The sequence below is a fragment of the Anaerosporobacter mobilis DSM 15930 genome, assembly GCF_900142955.1.
Classification (GTDB): Bacteria; Bacillota; Clostridia; order Lachnospirales; family Lachnospiraceae; genus Anaerosporobacter; species Anaerosporobacter mobilis.
Window position 1 is genome coordinate 438,628 of the sequence record NZ_FRCP01000005.1, and the last position, 26,545, is coordinate 465,172.

Here is a 26,545-nt window from a genome sequence, read left to right on the forward strand (position 1 = left end):
CTAATAAATCCTTAACCAAAATTCTTTTAATTTTGTTTCTACTCCTAGTTCATTTAATGTTTCTTTCTCAGACAACATTAAAAAAATGATTATACCTTATATATAAATATCATTTATTATGTATTCCAAAGGTGCCTCTGCTCCCTTCGACAGATTATTTGTTGATTCGCGAATATATTCAACATTATCTGATTTTATCTTCTTCCTCATTTCCTGGTATACTACCTCAGCTTATCATAACCCATTATAACTAATTGCCATAATATTTTTCCCCTCTCTTTCCCAACTATCAATTAACGACAATTTTATTATACCACTGAATATGCAAATCCACAATTTAGATATGTAAATATTGGATAAGCATTTCCATATATATACTAGCAACGAAATCAGACCTTTTTGTATCTGCTGAGTTGATATTTCCATTTAGGAAATATCCATATTATTTTCAAGCATAAATAACAAACCCTGTCGGTAACATCAAGTCATCACCATCATCCTGGTCATCTTGACATTACCGCCTGGGCTTGTTTGTTCGTAGTCAAGGGAATTTAATGATAAGTCCCCTGCAATCCATTATTCATTTTTATGTCTGTCACATCCCAAAAATCAAATTAACAAATTTCTTTTCCCTTCACCACATAACCCACAAGTGGGTTATTTCTGAGTTATTATATTTTCAACAATCCCTTGTATTTACTGTCTTTCATAAGAATCCTTCAAACCCTGCCGTAGCAAACGAATAATACTTTAATCATATATTTTACTCCTTTAAACACTGTATTGCATACAAATCAAAATAATTTTTCCCGTAATACCATTGAAAGAATTCCGCCATGGCGGTAATAGTCTATATCAACGTCTGAATCAAAGCGTACCCTAGCCATAAATAACTTTTCACTCTTATCTTCTGAGACCGCTTTAACTTGAACTTTCACATGTGGCATGATTGACTCATCGATATTTATTTCAAATGTCTCACTACCAGTCAGTCCCAAACTATCCGCAGAATCTCCATCTAGGAATTCAAGTGGAAGGATTCCCATCATTACTAGGTTCGATCTGTGAATTCTTTCAAAACTTTCTGCTATAACAGCTTTCACACCTAACAGATAAGAACCTTTTGCAGCCCAGTCTCTAGATGATCCCATTCCATAATCCTTTCCAGCCAGAATTACAAGACCAGTGCCATCTTTTTGATATTTTTGTGAAGCGTCATAGATTGACATAATTTCACCAGTTGGCCAGTAGCTGGTGTAACCACCTTCTGTACCTGGAGCAATTATATTTCTGATACGAATATTGGCAAAAGTTCCTCGCATCATAACTTCATGATTTCCTCGTCTGGAACCATAGGTATTGAAGTGGGCAGGCTCTACACCCTGACTAATGAGATATTTTCCTGCTGGAGTGCTTTTGCCAATGGCACCTGCAGGCGAGATGTGGTCTGTAGTAATAGAATCTCCAAACTTACCAAGAACACGTAATTGTTTTAATTCCTTGATTGTGCCAACTTCCTTTGACAGACTCTCAAAAAATGGTGGATTCTGTATATATGTTGATTTTTCATCAAAGTCATACAGAGCACCCTTCTTAGCTTCAATGTCATTCCACATGGAGTTACCTTTATAGACCTGGTCGTATTCCCTTGTAAATACCTGTGGTTTCAACACCTTTCCAATCATCTCATTGATTTCCTCGGCTGAAGGCCAGATGTCTTTTAGATATACTTTCTCTCCCTTCTGGTTCTTCCCGAGGTAATCCTTATCAAAATCAATATCCACTGTTCCTGCCAGCGCATAGGCTACAACTAAGATAGGAGAAGCAAGGTAATTTGCCTTAACAAGTGGATGAATTCGTCCCTCAAAATTTCGATTTCCTGAAAGTACGGAGGTAACCAAAAGATCTTTTTGTGTGATAGCATCTTCTATTTCCCTTAGAAGCGGGCCTGAATTTCCTATACAGGTAGCACATCCATATCCCACTGTTTCAAAACCAAGTTGATCAAGATAGGTCTGAAGCCCTGCATCTACTAGATATTTGGTAACTACCTTAGAGCCAGGAGCTAGAGCAGTTTTTACATGTGCAGGTACACTAAGTCCTTTTTCTAAAGCCTTTTTAGCCAGAAGTCCTGCACCTAGCATGACATATGGGTTAGACGTATTAGTACAGGAGGTAATTGCTGCAATTGCGATGGAGCCTGTTCTTAATGTGCTTTTTCTTCCATCACTAAGTGTAACATAAGCTTCCTTAGTAAACTCCTCTGCTGTCAAACCATGTCCCTGATTTCCCATTGGTGCAGTCACTGATTTTCTAAATTCCTCTTTCATATCTGTTAGAGTGATCAAGTCCTGTGGTCTCTTGGGTCCGGAGAGACTTGGCACTAAAGTAGATAAATCTACAGTCAATATCTTCGAATACTTAGGTCTCTTACAATCCTTAGTATAAAACATAAGGTTTTTTTCCAGATAGGTTCTCACTAGTAATACCTGTTCTTCACTTCTACCTGTCAATCTTAAATAATCTAAGGTAACCTCATCTACTGGGAAAAATCCGCAAGTAGCTCCATACTCTGGAGCCATATTGGCAATGGTTGCTCTATCGGCAAGTGATAGTCCTTCAATTCCCTTTCCGAAATATTCTACGAACTTACCTACGACCCCTTCTTTTCTGAGGATATTAGTAATCTTTAGCGCTAGGTCTGTGGAAGTGGTTCCTTTTGGTAGCTCACCGATTAGTTCTACACCGACAATACTAGGTACTGGGAAATAGGACGGTTGACCAAGCATTCCAGCTTCCGCTTCAATTCCTCCTACTCCCCAACCAAGAACACCAAGTCCATTGATCATGGTAGTATGAGAATCTGTTCCAACTAAGCTGTCAGGAAATAAATATGTCTTATCTCCCTCCACTTTTTGTCTTACTACTTGCGCTAAATATTCCAAATTAACCTGATGAACAATTCCTGTTCCAGGTGGCACTACCGTGAAATTATCAAAGGTTTCCTGAGCCCATTTTAAGAACTCATATCTCTCTTTATTTCTCTTAAATTCCATATCCATATTTGTTTTTAAAGCATCGTCTGTTCCATAGGTGTCAACCTGCACCGAGTGATCTATGATAAGATCCACAGGAACCTCTGGATTGATTTTCTCAACACAGTCAAGACCTCCGATTTCTTTCATTGCATGGCGCATTGCAGCCAAGTCAACGACAGCTGGAACCCCTGTGAAATCCTGCAAAATTACTCTGGCAGGTTTAAATGGTACTTCATCACCTTCGTGCTTTTCACTAGCCCAGTCAGCTAAGATTTCAATGTGTTTTTCTGTAATAGAGTGCCCATCACACTGTCTCAGTGCAGACTCCAAAAGAACTCTAATAGAAAAAGGAAGATGCTCTATATCGCTCCCCTTCTCTTTTAGTGACTCTATGCTGTAGTAGCTATATGTTTGCTCATTTATTTGAAATTCTCTTAATGAATCTTCTTTTACTTTAGTTTTCATAACATACCTCCAATCATAGTACAATTGTTATATTACTAAGTTTATAATGTTAATGTTAACAAGGTCTGGTGATTTGTCAATAGAAAACTGAATGTTGCACCTACAACTGTAAAGTTTTTCTCAATTAATCATGATGCAATGTATAATAAGAATTCATAAAGTGACAAATACCGAAAATTACAATTGCAACTCCGGCCGGTATATTATGAAACCATAAGGCTGCAAAAGAAAAGTACACAACAGGAAACACTGCCAAGGGAGCTGGTATAAAACCAAAATTCTTTCCAAGATAACTTACATCTCGTCCGTTTATGAAATATCTTGCCCACAGATAGTAATACAGCAGTAAGAATACTACCATTCCAATTATGTAAACAGGCTTATTATAATCCATGTTCTTATTCACAATAACAATAAGGAAGATTATGAATAAAACTCTTGATACATTCTCCAATTGCTCCATATAGATACTAGGCGTTGTTTGTTCTATAGTAATATTATTCTTTGGCAGGATTCCATATAGTATACTGGGCAACATAGCTAATACCACAACTAGAAAGCCTCTTATCGAAAAACCCACATGTTCTTGAATTACTCTTATTATTTCTTTCATAGCATACAGTCCTTTCTACGATTCCCGCTTTAATAGATCTTCACACCAAGTTATATATAATCTCTGTTGTCCGATACCTAGGTTTAAGACATCAACTATCTGTCTATGATTCTCATGCAATTCAATACAACTCGTTAACTGTGCATGGTATAGTTCAAAAAACTCCAGTTGCATCTTCGCCTGATCCATAAATATCTCAATATGCTTACGCATTGTAGCCCAATCCTTTTTTTGTGACACATATAATTTCAATAAGAATTCACTTCGTGTTGTATCTTTTTCATTTTCTTCTAATAGCCATGTATAAATCTCTTCTCTTCCTTTGTCTGTAATATGATAGCGGACTTTTTCTCTCTTCGTACCACTCTCTTCCTGCTTTTCTTCAATCATACCCTCTACAAGTAACGACTTCAGTTCTGGATAGATCTGACCATAACTTTCTTGCCAAAAGAAGCGCATTCTTTTATCAATAATCTGTTTCAATTCATAGCCACTTAAATCTTCCTCTTGAAGGAGACCTAATAGAACATATCTTGTTTTCTTCTTCATTGCTTCTCCTTTTAATTATGAATTCACATTATATATCTTTTAGATATATTTTTAATTGAGTCTAACACAATTAACATACGAAATCAATGCCAAAATAAAAATATTTCAGAAAAAGTCATACCATTTAGATATATCAATGGCTTTTTCTATAAATTTGTGCTATACTAGTATTGTAACTGCTATTCAAGTATCTTTTTTGATACCAAAATAGCTTGTTAATTAAGGAAGCATGGTGAGCAAATGTATCAAGTAAATGATGTAATTGTATACGGAAATAATGAAGTATGTAAAATTGAGACTATTGATATTCCCGATTTTATTGAAACGACTGAAAAATACTATTATCTTAGACCTTTAAGTAATCCAGCATCAATTCTATATGTTAAGACTACGAATACGCAAAAACCAATGCGTAATATTCTATCAAAAGAAAATGCGGAAGACCTTTTAAGTGAACTACCTACTATAGAAGCTTTATATAATCAGAATGATAAAGTTCGCGAAAAAGAATTTCGTGATATTATTAGATCTTGTGATTGCAAGCAATTACTACAAATGCTAAAAGGAATACTCCTTGAAAAGAAACAGAAAGAAACCACAGGAAAGAAACTAAGTCTCAATGATGAACAAAATTTTCATAAAGTTGAAAGTTGCTTAGCTAATGAATTTTCTGAAATCTTTCATATATCAGTTGAACAAGCGAAGAAACAAATTAAGCTTGCAATGTAAAAAAAGGTCGCCTAAATGGCGACCATTTTTACATATTCACAACAGTACTGAAATTAAATACTATTAAATTTACAATTCTAAGAGATACTTTCGTACTCCACTTAGCATAATTCCCTTTGTCAACTCTTCTATATCAACCTTATCTATAATCGGTAGCTGCTTTCTTAATTCTTCAAGATGATACCCTTCTTTTAATACTATGAAATTTCCAATGCGCAGTTTTAAAGCTTTTTGAGGGCAATTGTAAAGACACCGCAAACAAAGGTGACATGTATTTTCAAAATGTGGCCTATTACTTTCCATCGTAATATTATCTGCTGGACAACTTCTACTGCATTTGCCACAACCATTGCAAGTGCTATCCACTTTAATATATCTTCCCAATAATCTAGCTGCTGGTTTTTCAATCTCACCCATTCTAGAAAAACATCTATTAAATAGATTGGGTTTGGATCTTAATCTAACACCAAAAGACACATCACGAATAATTTCTTTAACTTTACTTGGTAACACATCTAACAACATAAGCGATATAGGATCTGGAATAGCCACCACCCAATTTGATGGCATAACTATCATCTTCTCATATGTAACTTCATAACCTCGTCTCTCTAACTTTCTGATAGTGCTAATTCTACAAGCTTTATTAGGGAAGACCTCACCACCTCCTGAAACCGATATGGCAGTGGTCTGAATCTTATCTACCAACTCCAAATTATCAATCCATCTATATACAGAATCAGGTGCATTAAATGCGTGAACTGGAAAAAGTATAATAAGTCGGTCAAAGGTTAACTCTTTTATATGTACACCAGTTGTTATAACTTCAAGCTCCGTCAAATGCCCTTGTTCTTTTAATGTATCTGCCATACATTCTGCAACAATTTTTGTTCCCCCAGTTCCTGTATAATAGGCGATTCGATACGTAAATTTTTCTTGTTCCAAAGTCAATTTTCCCCACAATTTTTAATATATTTTTCGTTTAATTATATACCAATTACCTTTTTCTGTAAAGCATTCTCTATCAAGCAAAAAAGCCGCTCTCACGAGCGACCTTTTCTTCTTACATATTCACAAACACCTGCAAATACTAGGTTTTCATAAAGCAACTTTTACCCTTATTTTTCATAGAAAAATTCATAGAAGATAATATTCATTTCCAACGAATGATTATTTTTAACATATATATTTAAATATTTGAGTTACTAGTAGATTTTTCCTAGAATTATGGTAAAATATGTTTGTATATAAAATTTAAGGGAGGTTTTTGTATGAAAACAGCAAGACTAGTTATAGGTATCATTTCAATAGTACTATTTGCATTTGTTTCATTTCAATCATGTGCTGCAGGATTGGGAAATGCAATAGCAGATAACGGAGAAACTTCTGGATCATCAGGTCTACTTATTGCATTTTGCTTTTTAATTGCAGGTATTGTAGGTATCGCTACTAGAAATAAGAAAAAGGGTGGAGCAATTACTGCCGGTTGCTTTTATGCTCTTGGTGGAGTTGTAGGAATTGCAACTAGTAGCTCATTATATGGTGATTTAAAAGTATGGGCAGTATTAAGTTTAATATTTGCAGTAGTATTTATTTTAGGTGGGGTTAAGCAAAAAGACGATGAATTATCTCAATAACCAATACTGTATTTTACATTTATTGTTATTCATTATGAACTAAGTATGAAGCTTACTAGATAATAATTTATTCTTATAGCAAACATTTAGTAGACAAAGCAACAAAAAGGTCGCTCTCACGAGCGACCTTTTCTTCTTCCATATTCACAAACACTTGCAAATACTAGGTTTTCATAAAGCTGAAAAAGGGACTTGAACCCTCGACCCCTTCATTACGAGTGAAGTGCTCTACCAACTGAGCTATTCCAGCAACATATGAATATAATAATACTTTCCCTTCATATTTTCAAGTATTTTTTCTATTTTTTCTAAAAACTCAAAAAATTAAAAAGATTCCCTACAAATGTATTCCATCGGAAATGTAAATATTCTTTCTCTCTTGACTAATGCAGTTTTATCGATAATTAAATCTACAGCCTTACGCGCCAAATTCTCATAATCATGTCCAATTGTTGTTATGGAGGGATATACAACACTAGATAAATTAATGTTATCAAACCCAACAATCTTGATATCCTCTGGCACCGATAGTTTATGCATGTGGCACGCATTCAGTATTCCGACTGCTATGATATCGTTAATACCAATAACTACTTCCGGTCTCACTGGTAGGCTTAATAATTGCTTCATTGCCTTCATACCATATTCTACTGAGAACTCACCATCAATTAGATACTCTTCACGCTCATTAAAGATTCCTTTACGTACAGCTTCTTGGTATAAACTAACTTTTAATTCAGTCGGCATTACGCCGCGCTTTCCTGCTAATAAGGCAACATCTCTATAACCTTCTTTAGCAATTTGATCAAGTAACATCAAAAAGCCTTGTTCTTCATCGCTTTGTACGCAGAAGCAATTAATATCTTGCATGCTCCAATTAATCATCACAATGGGTAAACGATCCTCATATTTCTTAAGTAATTGGTGTAACTGCATTGTTTCGACACTTTCACCACCCATGTAGATAATCCCAGTAACTTGTCTCTCAACTAATGTTTGAAGATACATAGCATAGTTATCAGAATCCCCCCTAGTATTACATATCATCATGGTGTATCCATTCATAAGCGCATACTTCTCTGCTTCTAATAAAACAGTAGAATAATACGGGTTTGTAATATCCGGTAGTATACACCCAATAAGCTTTGTTTCATTCTTGAACAAACTTCTAGCTACTTCATTTGGTTTGAAGTCATACTTGTCAATAATACTTTGAATCTTATACCTCGTGTTTTCCGCAACCTTGTCATTGTTATTAAGAACACGTGATACGGTAGCAACTGATACTCCCGCCTCAGCTGCAATATCATATACTGTTAAATTTCTACGCATTTTTCACACTCTCGAAAACGCAAATATCCCCCTGATAGCTTCCTTACAATATGTAGTATGCTAGATATCCGTTTATCTGCAACCCTTTCTATAATATGAAAACTCACCTATCCTTATTTTACTAAGAATAGGTGAGTTTTTCAACAAAGATTAACACGATCCACTATATTTTTTCTCAAAATAACCTAATATTTTATATAATAAAGCTGCTACGATGCAAAGAATTACAATACTCATGATAACGTAGTCTAGTTTGAAAACTTGACTACCATATATAATTAGATATCCAAGGCCAGCCTTAGCAGCTAAGAATTCTCCAATAATAACTCCGACTAATGACAAACCAATATTTACTTTCATAACACTTATAATTGACGGAATATTACTTGGTATAACAACTCGGAACAAAATATCCTTCTTCGTTCCTCCTAGTGTCCGAATTAATTTAATCTTATCCTCTTCCACTTCTTTAAAATCAGTATATAAGGTTATAATACTACCAAATACAGCTACAGATATTGCAGCAATAATTATTGTCTTCATATTATTACCCAACCAAACAATAAACACTGGAGCTAATGCTGATTTAGGTAAACTATTGAGAATAACGAGATATGGCTCTAATACTTTGGAAACACTATCATTCCACCAAAGTATAATCGCTATTAAGAGACCTAATATGATAACTAATGCAAAACTAATAAATGTTTCCAACAAAGTTATTCCTATATGCCGAAATAAACTTCCATCTGCCCCCATCGTATAGATACATTTGATAATACGACTAGGGCTACTGAATACAAATGGGTCTATAATACCGACCCTGGTAGCTGACTCCCACACACCAAGGAATATAACTAGTATTAAGATTTGGGCCAAACGAACTCGTTTCATTTTCGTAATATATGCTGACACATATGCACGCTGTGCAGAGGATACCATATCGGAGCTTTTTTTGTAACTACGCTCTAAGCTTCGTAATGTCCTCATGCTGATTCAACTCCTTCCATATTAAGTTGAAGTAGTCTTTAAACTGAGGTGCACTTCTTGCCGCAAAAGGTGTTCTCTCCCCTTCCACAGTTAACTTAACATCTATAATTGTTTTCACCGTAGCTGGTCTATCTGTTAAGACAATAATTCGATCAGCCATACTTACTGCTTCTGCTATGTCGTGTGTAATCAATACTGCTGTTTTCTTTTCTTTACGGATAATACCCCAGATATCGTCGGAAACTTCAAGACGTGTTTGGTAATCCAGTGCCGAGAATGGTTCATCAAGTAATAAGATATCTGGTTCCAATAATAAGGTACGGATTAATGCAGCACGTTGTCTCATTCCTCCTGATAATTGCGATGGTTTTGAGTCGCGAAAAGTGATTAATCCATACGTATCTAACATCTTATTAATAATTACATAGCTTTCTTCTGTTAACTTATGCTGAATCTCAAGACCTAGAGTTAGGTTTTTTAAAGTGGATCTCCACTCAAGTAAATGATCTTTTTGCAGCATATATCCAATGTTCTTTCCTGAAGTCTTGGCTTCTTTTCCATTTATATAGATATTTCCACTACTCGGAGTAATAAGTCCAGCAATTAGCGATAGCATTGTTGATTTTCCACAACCACTTGGTCCAACAATCGCTACAAATTCACCCTCAGAAACGGAAAAATTAACATCCGTTAATGCTGTTGTCTCACCCGACAGTGTGTGGTAAGAATAACTTAAGTTCTCTATTTTTAGTAGTTCCCTCATATTTGACCTCCTGTCTATCAGGTGGATACCTACGTTCATATTGTATTATATGTAGCCAAATAATTTGGGTTACCTTATTAAGTGGGCAATCTTTCTATCTTTGACATATCGCTTGATTCACTTACTAATTGTTTTCTTTCATTCCTTTCATCTCTTTTAAAATCGGTGATACATCATATAAATTAACAATTTGATTACCGTATGTACTATACACTGGTGTTGCATTATTCGTATCCACAAGTACATAACTCTTTTCTAGATATCCGTTGACCATATCAACGAATTCAGATACCTCATCGAAATCTGATTCCTTTGGATTATATATATCAAATTCCATATTCTTTTTTAAAAGATCTTTCTCTTTACCGTCTTCAGCCAATGAGAATATGCGTATGTTAAAATTTGCAATATCCTGATAGATTGTAGGTTGCCAGATAACCAGATATTCATTCTTTCCATCGTTATAGATGTAAATACCATTCCACCCTACGTGAACTGTATCAGCATGCCCCGTCCAAAGCAGTTCACCGGAACTGCCAGAATATACAGTAACAGTTTTTTCCTCACCAGTCTCAGGGTAATTAATGACATAGGTCAGATCCATAACTATCTTTTCATTTATTCCATCATGAGTAAGATCCGCATACCAAATAATTGGTTCCTCTAGCTTCACATCAGAATCCATTGAATCCTTCTTTAACACTTCAAGATCTACCAGAAACTGAGAATTATTTCCCGTTTTGCTTACATTAAATGTTGAAGTATTATTGTTGCAGCCAGTGAGGTAGATAGGCAATATAATTAATACTAAAATAATTGAAATATTCTTTAATCGAACCATAAATTCGGACCCTTTCTTTGTTTAGCATTTATTTACATTTTATACTATAATTTTATTATTTACTACCAGTAATTGCAAGTAATAACTGGTGTTCTGACATATTGTTGGGATAAAAATAGACCTAAGACAGGACTTGGCTTTCCTATCTAGGTCTATTTGTTAATATATTCATAATTTTTTCTATTATGTCAAAGAGTCTAATTCGTTTTACTTCAATAATATTGAGAAGTGTAAAAACTACTTTTCAATTAATAACTAACAATAATCCCACCGTCATTAGCATATAACGAACTGATTCCTGAGGTGTCACAGATAAAGAAATCTTTGAATGGTACACGTTTCATGATTTCATCTTTAACAAAGACTGCTCTCTCATAATTATTGCAATGTGCGATTGCAAGTGTGCGATTTGCGATATTGGTTGCATCTTTCTTGATTAAGTCTGCCATTAATAATAAAGTCTTATTAATACCCCTTGCTTGATCAACTTTCTCAATTGATCCATCTTCCGTGCCTCGCATTACTGGTTTAATATTAAGTGCACTAGCTAGAATCGCTTTAATATTACTAAGTCGTCCGTTTTTTCTCAATGTTTCTAAGGATTCTAATACAAACTTTGTACTCATATTATCGCGAAATTCGCTCGTTTCACGAACCACTTCTTCGAAACTCTTGCCTTCTTCTTCTAATTGTTTCGCTTTTAGAGCTATTAAAGTTTGTCCAACAGAAGCTGATCTGGAATCGAATATTTCAATTTGCTTATCCGGATTTTCTTCAAGATATAAACGTTTTGCTAACATAGCACTATCATAGGAACCGCTTAATTTTGAAGATAATGTAACAACGTAAACATGATCTTCAGGGCCATCAAAGGCTTTCATATATGCATCTGGTGAAGGACAAGAAGATTTTGGACAATTTGGGCTTTCTGACATTCTTTTTAGAAAATCTTTCTGGTCAAATGATTCATCATCTGTAATTAAATATCCATCTATATCAATACATAAAGGCACTATTTGAATATTGCTGTCTTTTTTTAATTCTTCTGTTAAGTCTGTACAACTATCACCAATAATTTTATAACTCATCGTCGTTCCTCCTAAATACAGTAACCAAATACACAACAATCTAAAGTAATATCATACTTTATTATGTAGTTTTAATTACTATATATAATAGCATATATTCTTATATTGGTCAATCAAAACTATATTATAATAAGAACATTCTATGTAACTTTTCAGTTAGCATTCTATAATATAGAATACCCCATAAAGTATTATTTTAAACATACCTTACGGGGTACCATATCTTTTATATTCGGGCTAAATTATTTTGCCATCTTTAACATGATTTCATTACTTCTACTAATGAATTTTGTCATAGCTTCTGCTTCTAATGGTTTATGGCTTAATAAAGCTAAATCATATAACTGTTCACAGAAGATTGATACATCCTCATCTTTGTGTTCGAAGATATATTGCACTAACTTATTGTTTGCATTAAGAACTAATGTCTCACTTGAACCGAACATACCAGGGTCCATTCCATACATGTTGTACATCTTCATCATGTCTTGCATTCTACGGCTCTCTTCTGAAAGAGTTACCATAGAAGAAACATTTTCATTCTTTAACTTCTCAACTTTAACTTCAAGTTTTTCTTTGTTAAGGACTTTTCTGAATAACTCTGTAAGAGCATCTGTCTTTTCCTTTAACTTATCAGCTTCTTCACCTTCTGCTACTTCTTCTTTGAAACTATCAGTAAGATCAGCATCAATTCTTTGGAAATGAAGTTTATCATCTTGTTGTTCTAATTGAGAGATGAATGGTTGATCAATGTTGTGAGTTAATACAAGCGCATCGATTCCAGCTTCTTTGAACATATTAATGTATTGACTTTGTTGTTGTAAGTCAGTTGCATAATAGATCTTATCATTTGCTTTTTCTTTGTTTGCTTCTGCATAGTCTGGCAATGTAATATATTTACCTTCTAAGTTCTTGAAGATGATAAAATCTTTCATCTTATCACGGAATTTTTCATCTTTTAAGCAACCATATTTGATGAATGGGCTAATATCATCCCAGTATTTTTCATAAGATTCTTTTTCAACTTTGTACATGCCAGAAAGTTTATCAGCAACTTTCTTAGTGATGTACTCAGAGATTTTCTTAACAAATCCATCGTTTTGTAATGCACTTCTTGATACGTTAAGTGGTAGATCTGGACAATCAATAACACCTTTTAATAACATTAGGAACTCTGGAATAACTTCTTTGATGTTATCTGCGATGAATACTTGGTTATTATATAGTTTGATTGTACCTTCAACTGAATCATATTCTGTATTAATTTTAGGGAAATATAAAATTCCCTTTAAGTTAAATGGATAATCCATGTTTAAGTGAATCCAGAATAATGGTTCTTTGAAATCATGGAATACATTGCGGTAGAATTCTTTATACTCTTCTTCTGAACAATCATTTGGGTGTTTTGTCCATAATGGAGTTGGGTTGTTAATAGGTTTTGGTTCTTTATCCTCTACCTTTTCTTCCTCATTTGCTTCTGTATCATCTGCATCAGAATTTTCTACTGCATTACCATCTGCATCTACTTCAGCGTCGATAATTTCTTCTTTTTCTTCTTCCTTTTTCTCTTCAATAGGGGCATCTGCGTTAGTGAAATAGATCTCTACTGGCATGAAGGAACAGTATTTCTGAATTACTTCTTTCGCACGATATTCGTTAGAGAATTCATAGCTATCTTCATTTAAGTAAAGTGTGATTTCAGTACCTCTTGTCTCTTTATCACCTTCCGACATCTCGAATTCAGTACCACCCTCAGATTCCCAATGAACACTTGTTGAACCTGGCTTATATGATAGTGTATCAATCGTAACTCTGTCTGCTACCATGAATGCAGAATAGAACCCTAAACCAAAGTGTCCGATGATTTGTTCTTCGTTTGTTTTATCTTTATATTGTGCTAAGAATGCTTCTGCACCAGAGAATGCGATTTGATTAATGTATTGTTTTACCTCATCAACAGTCATACCAATACCATTATCAATAATCTTAATTGTTTTGTTTTCCGGACTAACGATTACGTCAAGACGATACTTTTCACCATCTACTTCTTCGTATTCACCCATTATGGATAATTTTTTTAATTTTGTGATTGCATCACAACCATTTGATATTAACTCTCTATAGAAGATGTCATGGTCAGAATACAACCATTTTTTAATGATTGGAAATATATTTTCTGAATTAATTGATAAGCTTCCTTGTTCTCTACTCATTACAATCTCTCCTTTGATTATTTTCAAAATAATAATGACTCTATGTCACTTACTGATACTAATATTAATACGAGTGAAATCAAAAGTCAAGAAAAAATTAGCACTCATCTTAAGCGAGTGCTAATAAGTACGTTTTTTAACAATTATTGCTTTCTTTAAACTTCTTCAAACACAATTTCAAAATGTTTCAAGAAGCGCTTCATATTGCTATCCCATTCCTGCTCTACCGTTTTATCCATTGTAAATACCTTCATGGATACCCCTGTGACTAGATGTAAACTTCCATTCTCATAACGGATATTAAGATAAAGAGAACCCACTTGAGACAATTCAAAATTCGGTAAAGCCTTCTCAATTATCTTCTTCGTGTTTGCTGGTGATAGGATAAGTACAATTTTAAACATAGCTGGTACTTTCTTTCCCTTCATAAGAGAAAAAGCAATGGGTTTAATTTCAGCCCAAGTAGAATACTGTCGCTCTTCTAGAGCTTCCTTTTCTTCCTCGTCATACCAACCGCTATTCAATTTACCATTAATTTTAAATTGATTATAGGTAGTAATTTCTAATTCTGATAATAAAAAATTATCAAAGACAGTCTGAATCAACAGATGATTCATGAATGATTTCACGTCTACTACATGTAAAGAGATCATAATCTTCCCCTTTTACTAATAACTTGTTTTTTATAATAAAACTTCGTATAATGTAACCTATAGCTCTAGAACTTCGTTCCTAGTAGAACCAGCTCTAGAACTTCGTTCTTTCGCTAACTTATAGGGTAAAATCAAATGCCGCTTCGCGTCGCTTGATTTTCTTCCTATAAGTTATATTATAACACAGAGTAGCTTTTCACAAAACATAAATATAAATTATGAAAAGAGAAAACCAAGAATTATGGAGGATACAAATATGGATTTTGAAAAAGATGCATTAGAATTAATGGAATTCATTGAAACAGCAACTTCACCATTTCATGTAGTAGCTAAGAGCGCAACAATACTTCAAGAAAATGGTTTTACTGAATTAGATATGAAACAACCATGGGCATTACAACAAGGAGGGAATTACTATACAATTCCTTATCCATCAACTTTATTTGCTTTCAGTATTGGCAAAGATACATCAGATTCTTCTGATTTTAGAATTGTAGCTACACATACTGACCACCCATGCTTAATGATTAAACCACTTGCAGATATGTCAAGCAATGGATATAGAAAGATAAATACGGAAATCTACGGCGGTCCTATCCTAAACACGTGGCTTGATCGTCCTCTATCAATAGCAGGACGCGTAGCAATTACAAGTAACAAGGTCTTTGAACCAGAGATGCGTTTTATTGATATAAGAAGACCTGTTCTTACTATTCCAAACTTAGCAATTCATATGAACCGTGAAGTAAACAAAGGTGTAGAACTAAACCGCCAAACCGATATGATTCCTATCATTGGTCTAGTTAACGATAATCTTAATAAAGATGGATATTTTATGAAATTCTTAGCAGGAGAACTTGGTGTTGACGCAGATAAGATCCTTGATTTTGAATTATATATCTATAATTCAGAAAAAGGACAATTAGTTGGTGCTGAAGAAGAATTCATCTCTTGTCCACGTCTTGATAATCTTACTTCTACTTATGGCGCCCTTCGTGCCATTACGAATAAAAACCGTCATGACGGCATTAATGTTATTGCCTTATTTGATAATGAAGAAGTTGGAAGCAAGACTAAACAAGGTGCGGATTCCACACTAATGACCATGTTATTAGAAAAGATCTTTGAAGGTCTTGGATTCTCACATACGCGTGAAGCGATTATGCGTAGTATGCACTTATCCGTTGATGTGGCACATGCCATTCACCCAAATCATTCAGAAAAAAGCGATCCAACTACATTCGCTAAGTTAAACGAAGGTGTTGTTATCAAGATTAATAACAATCAAAAATACGCGACTGATTCAAAGGCTATTGCCACTCTTCAACAATTATGCGAATCTGGAAGTGTGAAATACCAAAAATACGTAAACCGTTCTGATATTGCAGGGGGTGGTACTCTCGGTTCTTTAGTATCATCACAGATTCCTATGTTAACAGTTGACCTTGGTATTCCAATGCTAGCAATGCATTCTGCAAGAGAATTAATGGGCGTTAAGGATCAAACGTATATGAATCAATTACTTCATACCTTCTTTACCGCTAAGTAATTAAACAGGCTGATAGCTAAACTTGGTAATCTGTCTCGTATAAATCGTAAAAATCCGTTCATAATATATATATTAAGCAATAGCCAATTGTGAAAGGAGATTTACCATGAGAGCAAGCAGTAAAGCATATGAAGATGTAGCCTGTCATTGTAGTGAATACTTACCAGTTCAAAAAGATAATGTTTCTAATTGTAGTAATTGTGATAAGAAATCTTGTGTTACTTGCCGTCACTTTGATACGGATAAGAGTTTCTGCAAGATTGATTTATATGACCGTATCGTAAGAAATCATCATATTGATGAAGAAGAATAGATTTGTGTGACTCACACACACCAATAAAAAACAATCTTCGTAAGTTAAATGCCATTTGATGGATTTATATCCGTCACCGGCACACACCTTGCGAAGATTGTTTTTTACATTTCATTCATTGCATTTAAAGGCAAAAACAAGATTACCCTTACTTCCAACTGTTTATTCAGCTTACTGTTCGATTGTTAATGTAAAAGTTAATGTGACAACTATTCGTTATGAATATAAATAACAGTCACGACTACGATTTACTTTGCCATCTCATATTAATTCCTTAGTTTATTAAATCAACGACGACATTACATATAGAATCAACATGTGGGCTGGATAGAACACATAGAAAACATAACGCATACTTGGTCCCTTTTTTCCATTATAGAGATATATCGGAATTAGCGCCAAAAGGGAATACAACTGAAAGGTATTTCCTAAGTATAAGGTTACAATACATATTGAAATTGCTATCTGTATTATATTTCCACGACCTACATAGAATGCAATGATTATTAAGATTCCTAACATACTATAATCCGTACTTAAAAACCAAGCAGTTGTCATTGCAAGAATAATTACTGCAAATTGTAATACTAATGCTTTAATATATGAGGTCGAAAAACGTTTTTTTATCTCATCAATTGCATAAATAGTAATAAGACCTAATGCCAACGTAAAGAAGACATTTTGATGTTGCCAGTAAAAAGGTTTTTGATAGAAACATAAATCAAATGGTATCTCTGAAACAAGCGCAAATCCTGCTAATCTGATCATATATTTCTTCACATCTCTTGTATGATAATATCCTTCAACAATTAAAAAACAAAAGATTGGGAACGCAATTCTTCCAAAACCTCTCATTAGTAAATATGGCATATTTATAGGTGATAAAAATACTGCTGCAATATGATCTAGTGACATGGCTAGTATTGCTAGTATTTTTAATGCGAAAACGCTCACTTTTCTCCTCCTTTACTATCTTCCTAAGAAATTGTAAAACTCATTGTAATTCCTATAGACACACAAATGTGTTTTATGTCTGTCGTTACTATTTGCCGAATTGTGTTAACGTCACATACAATGCTTTTATGTATGAGTAAGTAACACAATTTCAAACCAAATGTAGTAGACAGCCTTAAAAGGCAGGTGTATTTTAGGAATGGAGAAGAGTTTCACAATTTCTATCCACACTTTTTAATACAACAATTGACCTTGGTGCAACAAAAACTGCGCGATTATTCAGACGCATATTCTTCTCATTGGTTGGTGCCGTATTGATATAGACTTCCCATCGTTGTCCCATCGGTAATTGTGGTAAATCGAACTCATGATTCTCCCAATGCATGTTGTATGCTACATAAAAATAGGAATTCAACTTGTTCTCTTCTTTTGATCCGTACTGACCGCAGTACATAACACCAAACATACGACTATAGTATGAAAAGTCAGGGTACCACGCTTTCGTTCCATGATAAGACATGTCTGGACAACCCATGGATTGATAATCCATCATACGGTATTCATTCTCTCTACCAAATACCCCTTGTCTCTTACGAACACTAATCAACTCCTTAACAAAGCATTCGATATCTTCATTCTGCACCCTATTATTCCAATTAATCCAAGAGATAGCGTTATCCTGACAATACGCATTGTTATTGCCTTCTTGTGAGTTACCAAACTCATCTCCCATCATAATCATTGGAGTTCCCTGACTTAACAGTAACATTACTAAAGCATTTCTTATCTGTTGTCTACGAAGTTCTTTTATCTTCTTCTTACCAGTTTTACCTTCGGTCCCACAGTTCCAACTATAATTGTAATCCGTTCCGTCCTTGTTGTCTTCTCCATTCGCATAATTATGTTTCACATCATAACAAACAAGATCCATTAATGTAAAACCGTTATTATTCGTTATATAATTAATTACTGCATAATCAGCTGGATTTCTTCTTATACGATAAGCAAATGCATTCACTTGTTCCTCATCACTCTTTAAATATCTTCTTGCATCTATTAAGAACCCGTCATTGTATTCAGCTAGATTACGATATGATTTGCAATTTGTATCTGTAAAGTTATGATTTGTTTCCCATGATGTTGCTAAGAATTTAGTACGTGATAAAACAGGGTCTGAAGATAGTATTTTCGTAGATACTACATTATTATTCACGCTAAACCCATCGATATGATACGTAAAATACCAATAATGTAAACAATCAAGAATCGACTGTTGCGTCATATCCGGCGTGAAATTAAACTCCATTAACACTTCAATTCCAGCATCATGTAACTCCCTAATCATTGTCTTTAATTCTTCCACTACATTAGTTGGCTCATATGCATACGAGGCCTTTGGTGCAAAATAATAAGTATTCTTGCCATATCCCCAATAATTGATTCTATACGGAATTCGAATCTTATCCTCTTGCTTACTATCCCTCACATACACCTCCCGTAACATCGTCTCACGATAAGTATCCTCATCTTTTGCAATATTGATAAACTCGTAATCTTTTTCTTCCTTCTTATCTTGTGTACCTGGAGAACGCATATAATTTTCTTCGATCAGTATCTCGTCAAACTCAACGATTGGCATCAGTAAAACCGCGTTAATTCCAAGTTCTTTCAGATATGGAATCTTCTCGACGACCCCTCTAAATGTACCTGCAAATTTTCCAGTTTTAGAGGAAGTGTGTTTGGTGAATCCCCTAACATGCATCTTATAGATTATTAGATCTTTATATGGAATCTCAAGGGGCATATCTTCCTTCCAATCAAATGCTTGAAAAGCAAAACCACCTCGTAACGAGTAAGGATCAAAATAATGATTATGCTTTCCCCATTTTTCTCTTCCAGTAATAACCTTAGCATATGGATCAACAATAACCTGTCCGTCTATCTCATACACATATTCATACTCTTCATATGGTAGGTTTTCTATAATTATAGAATAGACATTTCCAGTACGATAATCCGCTGGAATTGGAACATATTGATTTTTCTTATTATTTTTCTTGTGCAGTAACACAAGTTTACATACTTCACAATTTTGTGCTACTATTGAAAAATTAATCGACTCATTCTCTTTTGTTGCTCCTAGTGGTAATGGAGTTCCTTTTCTAAACCTTAATTGATTCATATTTCGTCTCCTTACTGTCACTATTGTTTTCAGTTATTGTTTACTTGCTTTCTTCAATTTTCTGTGCGAGCTCCGTTAGATACATCCATCGTTCCATCTTAACCTCTAGTTGTTTCTCCCTCTCTTCTTTTTCCTTCATTAATTCATTCAATTTCCCATAATTAGATGCATTGCTCACCATGTCCGCTTCTAGTTTTTCAATGTTAGCCTCTAACTTAGCAATATCATCATCGATTGTGTCATATTCTTTCTGCTCACTATAAGTGAACTTTAATTGACTAGATCGATCTTTTTGATAACTCTTTTTCTCTTCTTTTGGCTTCTCTGGTTTTTTCTCCTCTGGAACATCATCGCCCTTTGTTAGCATATAGTCGCTATATCCGCCCTCAAATTGTTTAACCAACCCATCCCCTTCAAAGGCAAAGATACGATTAACCATACGATCTAAGAAATAACGATCATGGGATACAGTTACTACGATCCCTGGAAATGTATCTAGATAATGCTCAAGTATAGTTAACGTTTGAATATCCAAATCATTAGTAGGCTCATCTAGAAATAAAACATTAGGCGCACCCATTAATACATATAATAAGTAAAGACGGCGTTTCTCTCCACCTGATAACTTACCTATTAGCGAATACTGCATAGCACCTGTGAACAAGAATTTTTCTAACATCTGAGAAGCAGTGATGCTTCCTTCACTAGTAGCAATATACTCAGCAACGCTCTTAACGTAGTCAATCACCTTGATGTTTGGATCCATCTCTTCATTCTCTTGTGAGAAATAACCGATTTTAACCGTTTCACCAATCTCTACATACCCAGAGTCTGGTTCAACAATACCATTGATTACTTTTAATAAAGTAGATTTACCGCAACCATTCTTACCAATAATACCAATTCGGTCATTCTTAAGTAATATATAAGTGAAATCGCGGAATAAAACCTTCTCCCCATAAGATTTTGATACCTCATGTAATTCAATCGTCTTCTTACCTAATCTAGAAGCCACTGAATTCATCTCAACAGACGCTGCTTCTTTTGGCTTTTCTCTATCGCGTAATTGTTCAAAACGTTCAATATGAGCTTTTTGTTTTGTGGACCTTGCTCTAGCACCACGCATCATCCATTCAAGATCCTGTCGGTACAAACTCTTATTCTTTCGTTCAGTAGCAAGTTCCATCTCTTCTCTTTGCGCTTTTAGCTCTAGAAAACTTGAATACCCACCTGCGTAACTGTAGATGTTTCCATTGTCAATCTCTACAATGCGGTTTGTTACCTTATCTAAAAAATATCTATCGTGCGTAACCATGACAATCACACCACGGTATTGATTGAGATATTTCTCAAGCCACTCTGCCATATCATTGTCTAAATGGTTCGTAGGTTCATCTAATACTAGAATATCTGCAGGGTTCAGAATTGCTCTTACAAGTGCAAGACGTTTTCTTTGTCCACCTGACAATACATCAACTCTTCCGTCGTAGTCACGAATCCCCAATTTATCTAGCATTGACTTGGCATCTGCTTCTTTGTTCCAATCTTTCTCATGAGAATCCTGATCCTGAAGCATAACATTCTCAAGAATATTCTTAGCAAAATCAAATTCCGGTTGCTGAGCTAGATATTCAACCTTAATATTTCTGCCAGTAGTAACCTCACCTTCGTCTGCTTCTTCGATACCTGCAATGATCTTCAATAAGGTAGATTTCCCAGTACCATTGACACCAATAACACCAATCTTATCTCCTTCTTGGATTCCTAGAGAGATTTCTTTAAACAATACTTTATCTGTATACCCTTTTGTAACTTTATCTATTGTTAACAAATTCATGTAATTACTCACTTTCACTTTACTTTTTATCAACCAATTTCGCGATTTAATATGGGTTCATTTACGAGTAATCGGTCTAATTTCACTATTTTCTATTATAGCTTATGGGATAAGTTGTTACAATCCCCAAAATAGGTAGCATTCCACCTACTTTTTCCACTTTGCTTTCCCTATATTAAACAAAAAACACTTGCAAAATGCCAAATTTACGGTAAAATAGAGTCTGAGACTAAATATTCATTTTAATACTAGTCAACGAGTCAGTTAAAACTGATACGAGATGTATATAAAAACTAGTAAGAACACATAGAAAGGTTTTTAAATTATGATACAAGCATGTAATGTTACACTAAGATTAGGTAAACGTGCTCTTTTTGAAGAGGTTAATATTAAGTTTACCGAAGGAAATTGTTATGGATTAATTGGTGCCAACGGTGCTGGTAAATCTACTTTCCTCAAAATACTTTCAGGACAAATTGAACCTACACAAGGTGATATCGTAATTACTCCAGGACAAAGATTGTCATTCTTACAACAGGACCACTTCAAATACGATGAATTCGATGTTTTAAGTACTGTTATTATGGGTAACAAAAGATTATACGATATCATGAAAGAAAAAGATGAAATCTATGCAAAAGAAGATTTTACTGAGGAAGACGGTATCAAAGCTAGTGAATTAGAAGGTGAATTTGCTACACTTAATGGTTGGGAAGCGGAATCTGATGCTTCTACTTTGTTAAATGGTTTAGGTATTGATAACGACTTACACTACAAATTAATGTCAGAATTAACTGGTAGTGAGAAAGTCAAAGTATTACTTGCTCAAGCATTATTTGGTAACCCAGATATTCTATTACTAGATGAGCCTACTAACCACCTTGACCTTGATGCAATTCGTTGGTTAGAAGAATTCTTAATTAACTTTGAAAACACTGTAATCGTTGTATCCCATGACCGTTACTTCTTGAACAAAGTCTGTACACATACTGCTGATATTGACTATGCTAAAATCCAATTATATGCAGGTAATTATGATTTCTGGTACGAGTCAAGCCAATTAATGGTTAAGCAGATGAAGGATGCAAACAAAAAGAAGGAAGAAAAAATCAAGGAATTACAAGAGTTCATTCAAAGATTTAGTGCGAATGCATCGAAATCCAAACAAGCAACTTCTCGTAAGAAAGCACTTGAAAAAATCGAACTTGATGATATTCGTCCATCAAGCCGTAAGTATCCTTACATCGATTTCAGACCATCTAGAGATATCGGTAATGAAGTGCTTACTGTTACAAATCTTTCCAAAACAATTGATGGTGTAAAAGTTCTTGATAATATTTCCTTTATAATAGGAAGAGACGATAAAGTAGCTTTCGTTGGACCTAATACATTAGCTACTACTACTCTATTCAAGATTCTAACTGGTGAAATGGAACCAGATGAAGGCGAATACAAATGGGGTATTACTACAAACCATTCATACTTCCCTAAAGATAATACGAAAGATTTTTCTGGCGATGAGATGATCGTTGATTGGCTAATGCAGTTCTCACCAGAAAAGGATGTTACCTATGTTCGTGGATTCCTTGGAAGAATGTTATTTGCTGGTGAAGAAGGCGTTAAAAAAGTTAATGTGTTATCTGGTGGAGAAAAAGTGCGTTGTATGCTTTCTAAGATGATGATTCTTGGTTCTAACGTATTAGTTATGGATGAACCTACAAACCACTTAGATATGGAATCCATTACAGCATTAAACAATGGTTTAATTAAGTTCCCTGGTGTCTTATTATTCACATCACAAGATCATCAGTTTATTCAAACTATTGCAAATCGTATTATGGAGATTACTCCAACAGGCCTAATTGACAAGATTTCAACATATGACGAATATCTTGATAATGACGAATTAGCTAGAAAACGTCAAGTTATGGATATGGCTACAGATGAAGACTAAATAAAGTCACGTCTATCGCCTGTTTATGAACAATCAATGATATACCTATTACCAATAGATGCAATAGGAAGTTCAGTTATGAATCCTTCCTATTGCATATGATAAGTCGAATCCAGGGGGACAAGTAGGTTCACTTATCTAACAACAGCTCAAAAGGATTTGGATGTTAATGTAGATAGGGAGGTTTTCACTAATGAAGTCACGCACTATTTTTACATTCCAAGCTAAAGAAGGAATGTGTATATCAAAAGATGTATTTAATTCAACTGGACAATTATTAGTTGCTGAGGGAACAGAGATAAATAACAAAGTAAAAGAGATGCTTAGCTTTTACTCCGTTATGAAAATTAACGTATATGATAAAGAGATTTCTACTGAAGTTAAACCAGCTCCACCCGTCATTAATACTGACACATATTCACAACGAGTTAAAAATAGCGAAAGATTTCAAGAGTTTAAGAAATCATTTAGTGCAAATGTAAAACAGTTTCAATCCGATATCATTACTTTTGTTAACAAAACCGATGAGGTGGATTTGAAGAATTTAAAAAAAGAACCTTACTCTGTCTTAAGTAAGAGCGATACAACCATTAGCGTTTTCGATATGTTACACAATATTGAAGACTATAATGACTCCACATACTCACATTCATTGAATGTCGCTTTAATCAGTAATGTTATAGGAAACTGGATTGGCTACAATGAACAAGATCTTGAAGTACTTACCTTAGCTGGTTTACTACATGATATTGGAAAATTAATGGTACCTGAAGATATCTTGAAAAAACCAGACAAACTAACGGACGAAGAATTCCAATTAATTAAATTACACCCAATTATGGGATATGACTTAATTAAAGATGAAAACCTCGATCCACGTATAAAAGAGGCGATTTTAAAGCATCATGAAAAATGTGATGGATCTGGTTATCCGTCTATGTTAAAAGGTGATAATATTAATGAATTCGCCAAAATTATTGCTATTGCAGATATCTACGATGCAATGACTTCTAAACGTTCCTACCGTGAAGCTCTTTGCCCATTCGAAGTTATTCGTCTATTCGAAGATGAAGGTTTCCAAAAATATGATGCAAAAATCCTTATTAACTTCTTAGAAAGAATTGGTCAAGCTTACATCAACAATCACGTTGAACTGAGTGATGGTAGACGAGGTGAAATTATCCTACTTAACAAAAACGCATTATCCAAACCTGTAGTTAAGATAAAAGATACCATAGTAGATTTATCTAAAACTCATAACTTAACTATAACAAAGATTCTATAAATCATCAGATTTTATAAACATTAGATTTTAAAGATCTTAAATTTTATTAATCTAAGATTTTATAGCTCTTCAAATTATATAAAATTATATTTATAATTCTTTATTAAAAATTTTATTAACGAACATTTCAACATATGTTATACTAGAACAAATTTATTAAATCAAACTATATTAAATAAACTATACTAAAACAAAATGGAGATGATACTTTGGACCCGAGTGATGTCACGCAGATTATTATTTTACTAATTCTATTACTACTATCTTGCTTTTTCTCATCAGCAGAAACTTCATTAACTACAGTAAACAAATTACGTATTAGAAGTTTAGCCGACGAGAATGTAAAAGGTGCAAAAACAGTTGTAAAACTTATTGAAAACCCTTCTAAGATGTTAAGTGCAATCTTAATTGGTAACAACGTTGTTAACCTATCCGCATCTTCAATTGCTACTTCTCTTGCAATTGATCACTTTGGAAGTGTTGGTGCTGGTATAGCAACAGGTATTGTTACTATCATGATCTTAATTTTTGGTGAAATAACTCCAAAAACATTAGCAACTATTCATGCAGAAAAACTTTCTTTAACTTATTCAGGGATTATTTACTTCTTAACTCAACTACTAACGCCAGTTATCTATATCGTGAATCAAATTTCACTAACGATACTTCGTTTGTTGCGTGTTGATCCCAATACAAGAGTTTCTGCTATAACAGAGAACGAACTTCGTACTATAGTTGATGTAAGTCATGAAGAGGGTATAATTGAAAGTGAAGAACGTAGAATGATAACCAATGTTGTTGATTTTGGTGATTCACTTGCCAAAGACGTAATGGTACCTCGTATCGATATGGAATTTGCAGATATCGACCTTACTTATGATGAGCTTGTTACTGCTTTCTCAATCGAAAAATTCACTAGAATGCCTGTATATCAGGAAACTAGAGATAATATCGTTGGTATTGTTAACTTAAAAGACGTCTTTTTCTATCAAGGTAAAAAAGAAGACTTCTGTTTGAAGGATATCATGAGAGATCCTTACTTCACATATGAGTACAAGAAGACTTCTGAATTATTCGTTGAGATGAAAAGAGAATCGATTCCTATTGCTATTGTATTAGATGAATACGGTGCAACTGCTGGTCTTCTTACTTTAGAAGACTTGATTGAAGAGATTGTTGGTGATATCCGTGATGAATATGACTCTGATGAGGAAGATTCTATCCAATGCATTAATGAGAATGAATTTATAGCAGATGGTAATACCAAACTAGATGATATTAATGAAGTTATTGGACTTCATATTGAATCAAATGATTATGATTCCATCGCTGGTCATATAATTGGTTTATTAGATCATCTTCCTTCACAAGGTGAAACCGTTGAAGAAGATCATGTAATCTATACCGTTGATGCAGTTGATAAAAATCGTATCGATAAAGTACACATTGTTGTATTACCTACTACAGAATAAATCAGTGACTGTTTTTATATTTTAATAGCAATCACACATCAATAAAAAGACAATCTTCATGTTGTGTATGTGGATTCATGGATATTAT

At 34.2% G+C, this 26,545-nt stretch carries 21 protein-coding genes and 1 tRNA gene; 7 read left to right on the forward strand and 15 right to left on the reverse strand.

Annotated elements, in window-relative coordinates:
- Window positions 1-794: 794 nt before the first annotated feature.
- From acnA to BUB90_RS01885, 3 genes are all read right to left on the reverse strand, one after another.
- Window positions 795-3,503, reverse strand: a complete 2,709-nt coding sequence (gene acnA / locus BUB90_RS01875) for an aconitate hydratase AcnA (protein ID WP_073282152.1) — start codon at window positions 3,501-3,503, stop codon at window positions 795-797.
- A gap of 124 nt (window positions 3,504-3,627) precedes the next feature.
- Window positions 3,628-4,116, reverse strand: a complete 489-nt coding sequence (locus BUB90_RS01880) for a hypothetical protein (protein ID WP_073282154.1) — start codon at window positions 4,114-4,116, stop codon at window positions 3,628-3,630.
- A 15-nt stretch (window positions 4,117-4,131) separates the two neighbouring features.
- Window positions 4,132-4,665 carry a PadR family transcriptional regulator gene (locus BUB90_RS01885; protein WP_073282160.1) on the reverse strand — a complete coding sequence of 178 codons (534 nt, stop codon included), beginning with the start codon at window positions 4,663-4,665 and terminating at the stop codon, window positions 4,132-4,134.
- A 240-nt stretch (window positions 4,666-4,905) separates the two neighbouring features.
- Here BUB90_RS01885 and BUB90_RS01890 point away from each other — a divergent pair, with 240 nt between their 5' ends.
- On the forward strand, window positions 4,906-5,394 hold the full coding sequence (locus BUB90_RS01890; protein WP_073282162.1) for a CarD family transcriptional regulator: 489 nt from the start codon (window positions 4,906-4,908) through the stop codon (window positions 5,392-5,394).
- 69 nt (window positions 5,395-5,463) lie between these two features.
- Here the strand turns inward: BUB90_RS01890 and BUB90_RS01895 are convergent, their stop codons facing one another.
- A complete protein-coding gene (locus BUB90_RS01895; protein WP_073282164.1) occupies window positions 5,464-6,339 on the reverse strand; it encodes an EFR1 family ferrodoxin in 876 nt (291 codons plus the stop codon).
- A gap of 326 nt (window positions 6,340-6,665) precedes the next feature.
- Here BUB90_RS01895 and BUB90_RS01900 point away from each other — a divergent pair, with 326 nt between their 5' ends.
- Entirely contained in the window at window positions 6,666-7,031 is a 366-nt protein-coding gene (locus BUB90_RS01900; protein WP_073282166.1) for a hypothetical protein, read from the forward strand.
- Between the two features lie 177 nt (window positions 7,032-7,208).
- Here BUB90_RS01900 and BUB90_RS01905 read toward each other — a convergent pair.
- The 8 genes from BUB90_RS01905 to BUB90_RS01940 all read right to left on the reverse strand — a co-directional run bounded on the left by BUB90_RS01905 (window position 7,209) and on the right by BUB90_RS01940 (window position 14,911).
- Window positions 7,209-7,281, reverse strand: a tRNA-Thr gene (locus BUB90_RS01905).
- Window positions 7,282-7,355: 74 nt separating this feature from the next.
- A complete protein-coding gene (locus BUB90_RS01910; protein WP_073282168.1) occupies window positions 7,356-8,363 on the reverse strand; it encodes a LacI family DNA-binding transcriptional regulator in 1,008 nt (335 codons plus the stop codon).
- A 150-nt stretch (window positions 8,364-8,513) separates the two neighbouring features.
- Complete coding sequence (locus BUB90_RS01915) at window positions 8,514-9,353, reverse strand: ABC transporter permease (protein ID WP_330393722.1); 840 nt, start codon at window positions 9,351-9,353, stop codon at window positions 8,514-8,516.
- The gene (locus BUB90_RS01920) at window positions 9,325-10,116 is read right to left on the reverse strand and encodes an ABC transporter ATP-binding protein (RefSeq protein ID WP_073282170.1); all 792 of its coding nucleotides are present in this window, start codon (window positions 10,114-10,116) and stop codon (window positions 9,325-9,327) included. Before BUB90_RS01920 ends, BUB90_RS01915 begins: the two co-directional genes overlap by 29 nt.
- 124 nt (window positions 10,117-10,240) lie before the next feature.
- A complete protein-coding gene (locus BUB90_RS01925; RefSeq protein WP_073282172.1) occupies window positions 10,241-10,957 on the reverse strand; it encodes a hypothetical protein in 717 nt (238 codons plus the stop codon).
- Window positions 10,958-11,205: 248 nt separating this feature from the next.
- A complete protein-coding gene (locus BUB90_RS01930) occupies window positions 11,206-12,045 on the reverse strand; it encodes a DegV family protein (RefSeq protein ID WP_073282175.1) in 840 nt (279 codons plus the stop codon).
- A gap of 242 nt (window positions 12,046-12,287) precedes the next feature.
- A complete protein-coding gene (gene htpG, locus BUB90_RS01935) occupies window positions 12,288-14,258 on the reverse strand; it encodes a molecular chaperone HtpG (RefSeq protein WP_073282177.1) in 1,971 nt (656 codons plus the stop codon).
- A gap of 155 nt (window positions 14,259-14,413) precedes the next feature.
- Window positions 14,414-14,911 carry a DUF5721 family protein gene (locus BUB90_RS01940; protein WP_073282179.1) on the reverse strand — a complete coding sequence of 166 codons (498 nt, stop codon included), beginning with the start codon at window positions 14,909-14,911 and terminating at the stop codon, window positions 14,414-14,416.
- 256 nt (window positions 14,912-15,167) lie between these two features.
- On the opposite strand from BUB90_RS01940, the gene BUB90_RS01945 reads away from it, so the two are divergent.
- The gene (locus tag BUB90_RS01945; protein WP_073282181.1) at window positions 15,168-16,460 is read left to right on the forward strand and encodes a M18 family aminopeptidase; all 1,293 of its coding nucleotides are present in this window, start codon (window positions 15,168-15,170) and stop codon (window positions 16,458-16,460) included.
- 106 nt (window positions 16,461-16,566) lie between these two features.
- On the forward strand, window positions 16,567-16,773 hold the full coding sequence (locus tag BUB90_RS01950) for a hypothetical protein (RefSeq protein WP_073282183.1): 207 nt from the start codon (window positions 16,567-16,569) through the stop codon (window positions 16,771-16,773).
- A 282-nt stretch (window positions 16,774-17,055) separates the two neighbouring features.
- Here the strand turns inward: BUB90_RS01950 and BUB90_RS01955 are convergent, their stop codons facing one another.
- The 3 genes from BUB90_RS01955 to BUB90_RS01965 form a co-directional block, all read right to left on the reverse strand.
- The gene (locus BUB90_RS01955) at window positions 17,056-17,727 is read right to left on the reverse strand and encodes a TraX family protein (RefSeq protein WP_073282184.1); all 672 of its coding nucleotides are present in this window, start codon (window positions 17,725-17,727) and stop codon (window positions 17,056-17,058) included.
- A 193-nt stretch (window positions 17,728-17,920) separates the two neighbouring features.
- Entirely contained in the window at window positions 17,921-19,909 is a 1,989-nt protein-coding gene (locus tag BUB90_RS01960; protein ID WP_073282186.1) for an alpha-amylase family glycosyl hydrolase, read from the reverse strand.
- Between the two features lie 40 nt (window positions 19,910-19,949).
- A complete protein-coding gene (locus BUB90_RS01965; protein ID WP_073282187.1) occupies window positions 19,950-21,746 on the reverse strand; it encodes an ABC-F family ATP-binding cassette domain-containing protein in 1,797 nt (598 codons plus the stop codon).
- Window positions 21,747-22,071: 325 nt separating this feature from the next.
- Here BUB90_RS01965 and BUB90_RS01970 point away from each other — a divergent pair, with 325 nt between their 5' ends.
- The 3 genes from BUB90_RS01970 (at window position 22,072) to BUB90_RS01980 (ending at window position 26,457) form a co-directional block, all read left to right on the forward strand.
- Complete coding sequence (locus BUB90_RS01970; protein ID WP_073282188.1) at window positions 22,072-23,700, forward strand: ABC-F family ATP-binding cassette domain-containing protein; 1,629 nt, start codon at window positions 22,072-22,074, stop codon at window positions 23,698-23,700.
- A 193-nt stretch (window positions 23,701-23,893) separates the two neighbouring features.
- On the forward strand, window positions 23,894-24,985 hold the full coding sequence (locus BUB90_RS01975; RefSeq protein ID WP_084139028.1) for an HD-GYP domain-containing protein: 1,092 nt from the start codon (window positions 23,894-23,896) through the stop codon (window positions 24,983-24,985).
- A 209-nt stretch (window positions 24,986-25,194) separates the two neighbouring features.
- On the forward strand, window positions 25,195-26,457 hold the full coding sequence (locus tag BUB90_RS01980; protein WP_073282191.1) for an HlyC/CorC family transporter: 1,263 nt from the start codon (window positions 25,195-25,197) through the stop codon (window positions 26,455-26,457).
- The last annotated feature ends 88 nt before the right edge of the window (window positions 26,458-26,545 follow it).

Excerpts from the sequence above, each read along its gene's own strand:
- BUB90_RS01945 (WP_073282181.1), top strand. The coding sequence starts at position 15,168 with ATGGATTTTGAAAAAGATGCATTAGAATTAATGGAATTCATTGAAACA.
- BUB90_RS01885 (WP_073282160.1), bottom strand. The coding sequence starts at position 4,665 with ATGAAGAAGAAAACAAGATATGTTCTATTAGGTCTCCTTCAAGAGGAA.
- BUB90_RS01910 (WP_073282168.1), bottom strand. The coding sequence starts at position 8,363 with ATGCGTAGAAATTTAACAGTATATGATATTGCAGCTGAGGCGGGAGTA.
- BUB90_RS01975 (WP_084139028.1), top strand. The coding sequence starts at position 23,894 with ATGAAGTCACGCACTATTTTTACATTCCAAGCTAAAGAAGGAATGTGT.
- BUB90_RS01950 (WP_073282183.1), top strand. The coding sequence starts at position 16,567 with ATGAGAGCAAGCAGTAAAGCATATGAAGATGTAGCCTGTCATTGTAGT.
- BUB90_RS01890 (WP_073282162.1), top strand. The coding sequence starts at position 4,906 with ATGTATCAAGTAAATGATGTAATTGTATACGGAAATAATGAAGTATGT.
- BUB90_RS01920 (WP_073282170.1), bottom strand. The coding sequence starts at position 10,116 with ATGAGGGAACTACTAAAAATAGAGAACTTAAGTTATTCTTACCACACA.
- BUB90_RS01960 (WP_073282186.1), bottom strand. The coding sequence starts at position 19,909 with ATGAATCAATTAAGGTTTAGAAAAGGAACTCCATTACCACTAGGAGCA.
- BUB90_RS01900 (WP_073282166.1), top strand. The coding sequence starts at position 6,666 with ATGAAAACAGCAAGACTAGTTATAGGTATCATTTCAATAGTACTATTT.
- htpG (WP_073282177.1), bottom strand. The coding sequence starts at position 14,258 with ATGAGTAGAGAACAAGGAAGCTTATCAATTAATTCAGAAAATATATTT.
- BUB90_RS01930 (WP_073282175.1), bottom strand. The coding sequence starts at position 12,045 with ATGAGTTATAAAATTATTGGTGATAGTTGTACAGACTTAACAGAAGAA.
- acnA (WP_073282152.1), bottom strand. The coding sequence starts at position 3,503 with ATGAAAACTAAAGTAAAAGAAGATTCATTAAGAGAATTTCAAATAAAT.
- BUB90_RS01970 (WP_073282188.1), top strand. The coding sequence starts at position 22,072 with ATGATACAAGCATGTAATGTTACACTAAGATTAGGTAAACGTGCTCTT.
- BUB90_RS01965 (WP_073282187.1), bottom strand. The coding sequence starts at position 21,746 with ATGAATTTGTTAACAATAGATAAAGTTACAAAAGGGTATACAGATAAA.
- BUB90_RS01940 (WP_073282179.1), bottom strand. The coding sequence starts at position 14,911 with ATGATCTCTTTACATGTAGTAGACGTGAAATCATTCATGAATCATCTG.
- BUB90_RS01880 (WP_073282154.1), bottom strand. The coding sequence starts at position 4,116 with ATGAAAGAAATAATAAGAGTAATTCAAGAACATGTGGGTTTTTCGATA.
- BUB90_RS01915 (WP_330393722.1), bottom strand. The coding sequence starts at position 9,353 with ATGAGGACATTACGAAGCTTAGAGCGTAGTTACAAAAAAAGCTCCGAT.
- BUB90_RS01925 (WP_073282172.1), bottom strand. The coding sequence starts at position 10,957 with ATGGTTCGATTAAAGAATATTTCAATTATTTTAGTATTAATTATATTG.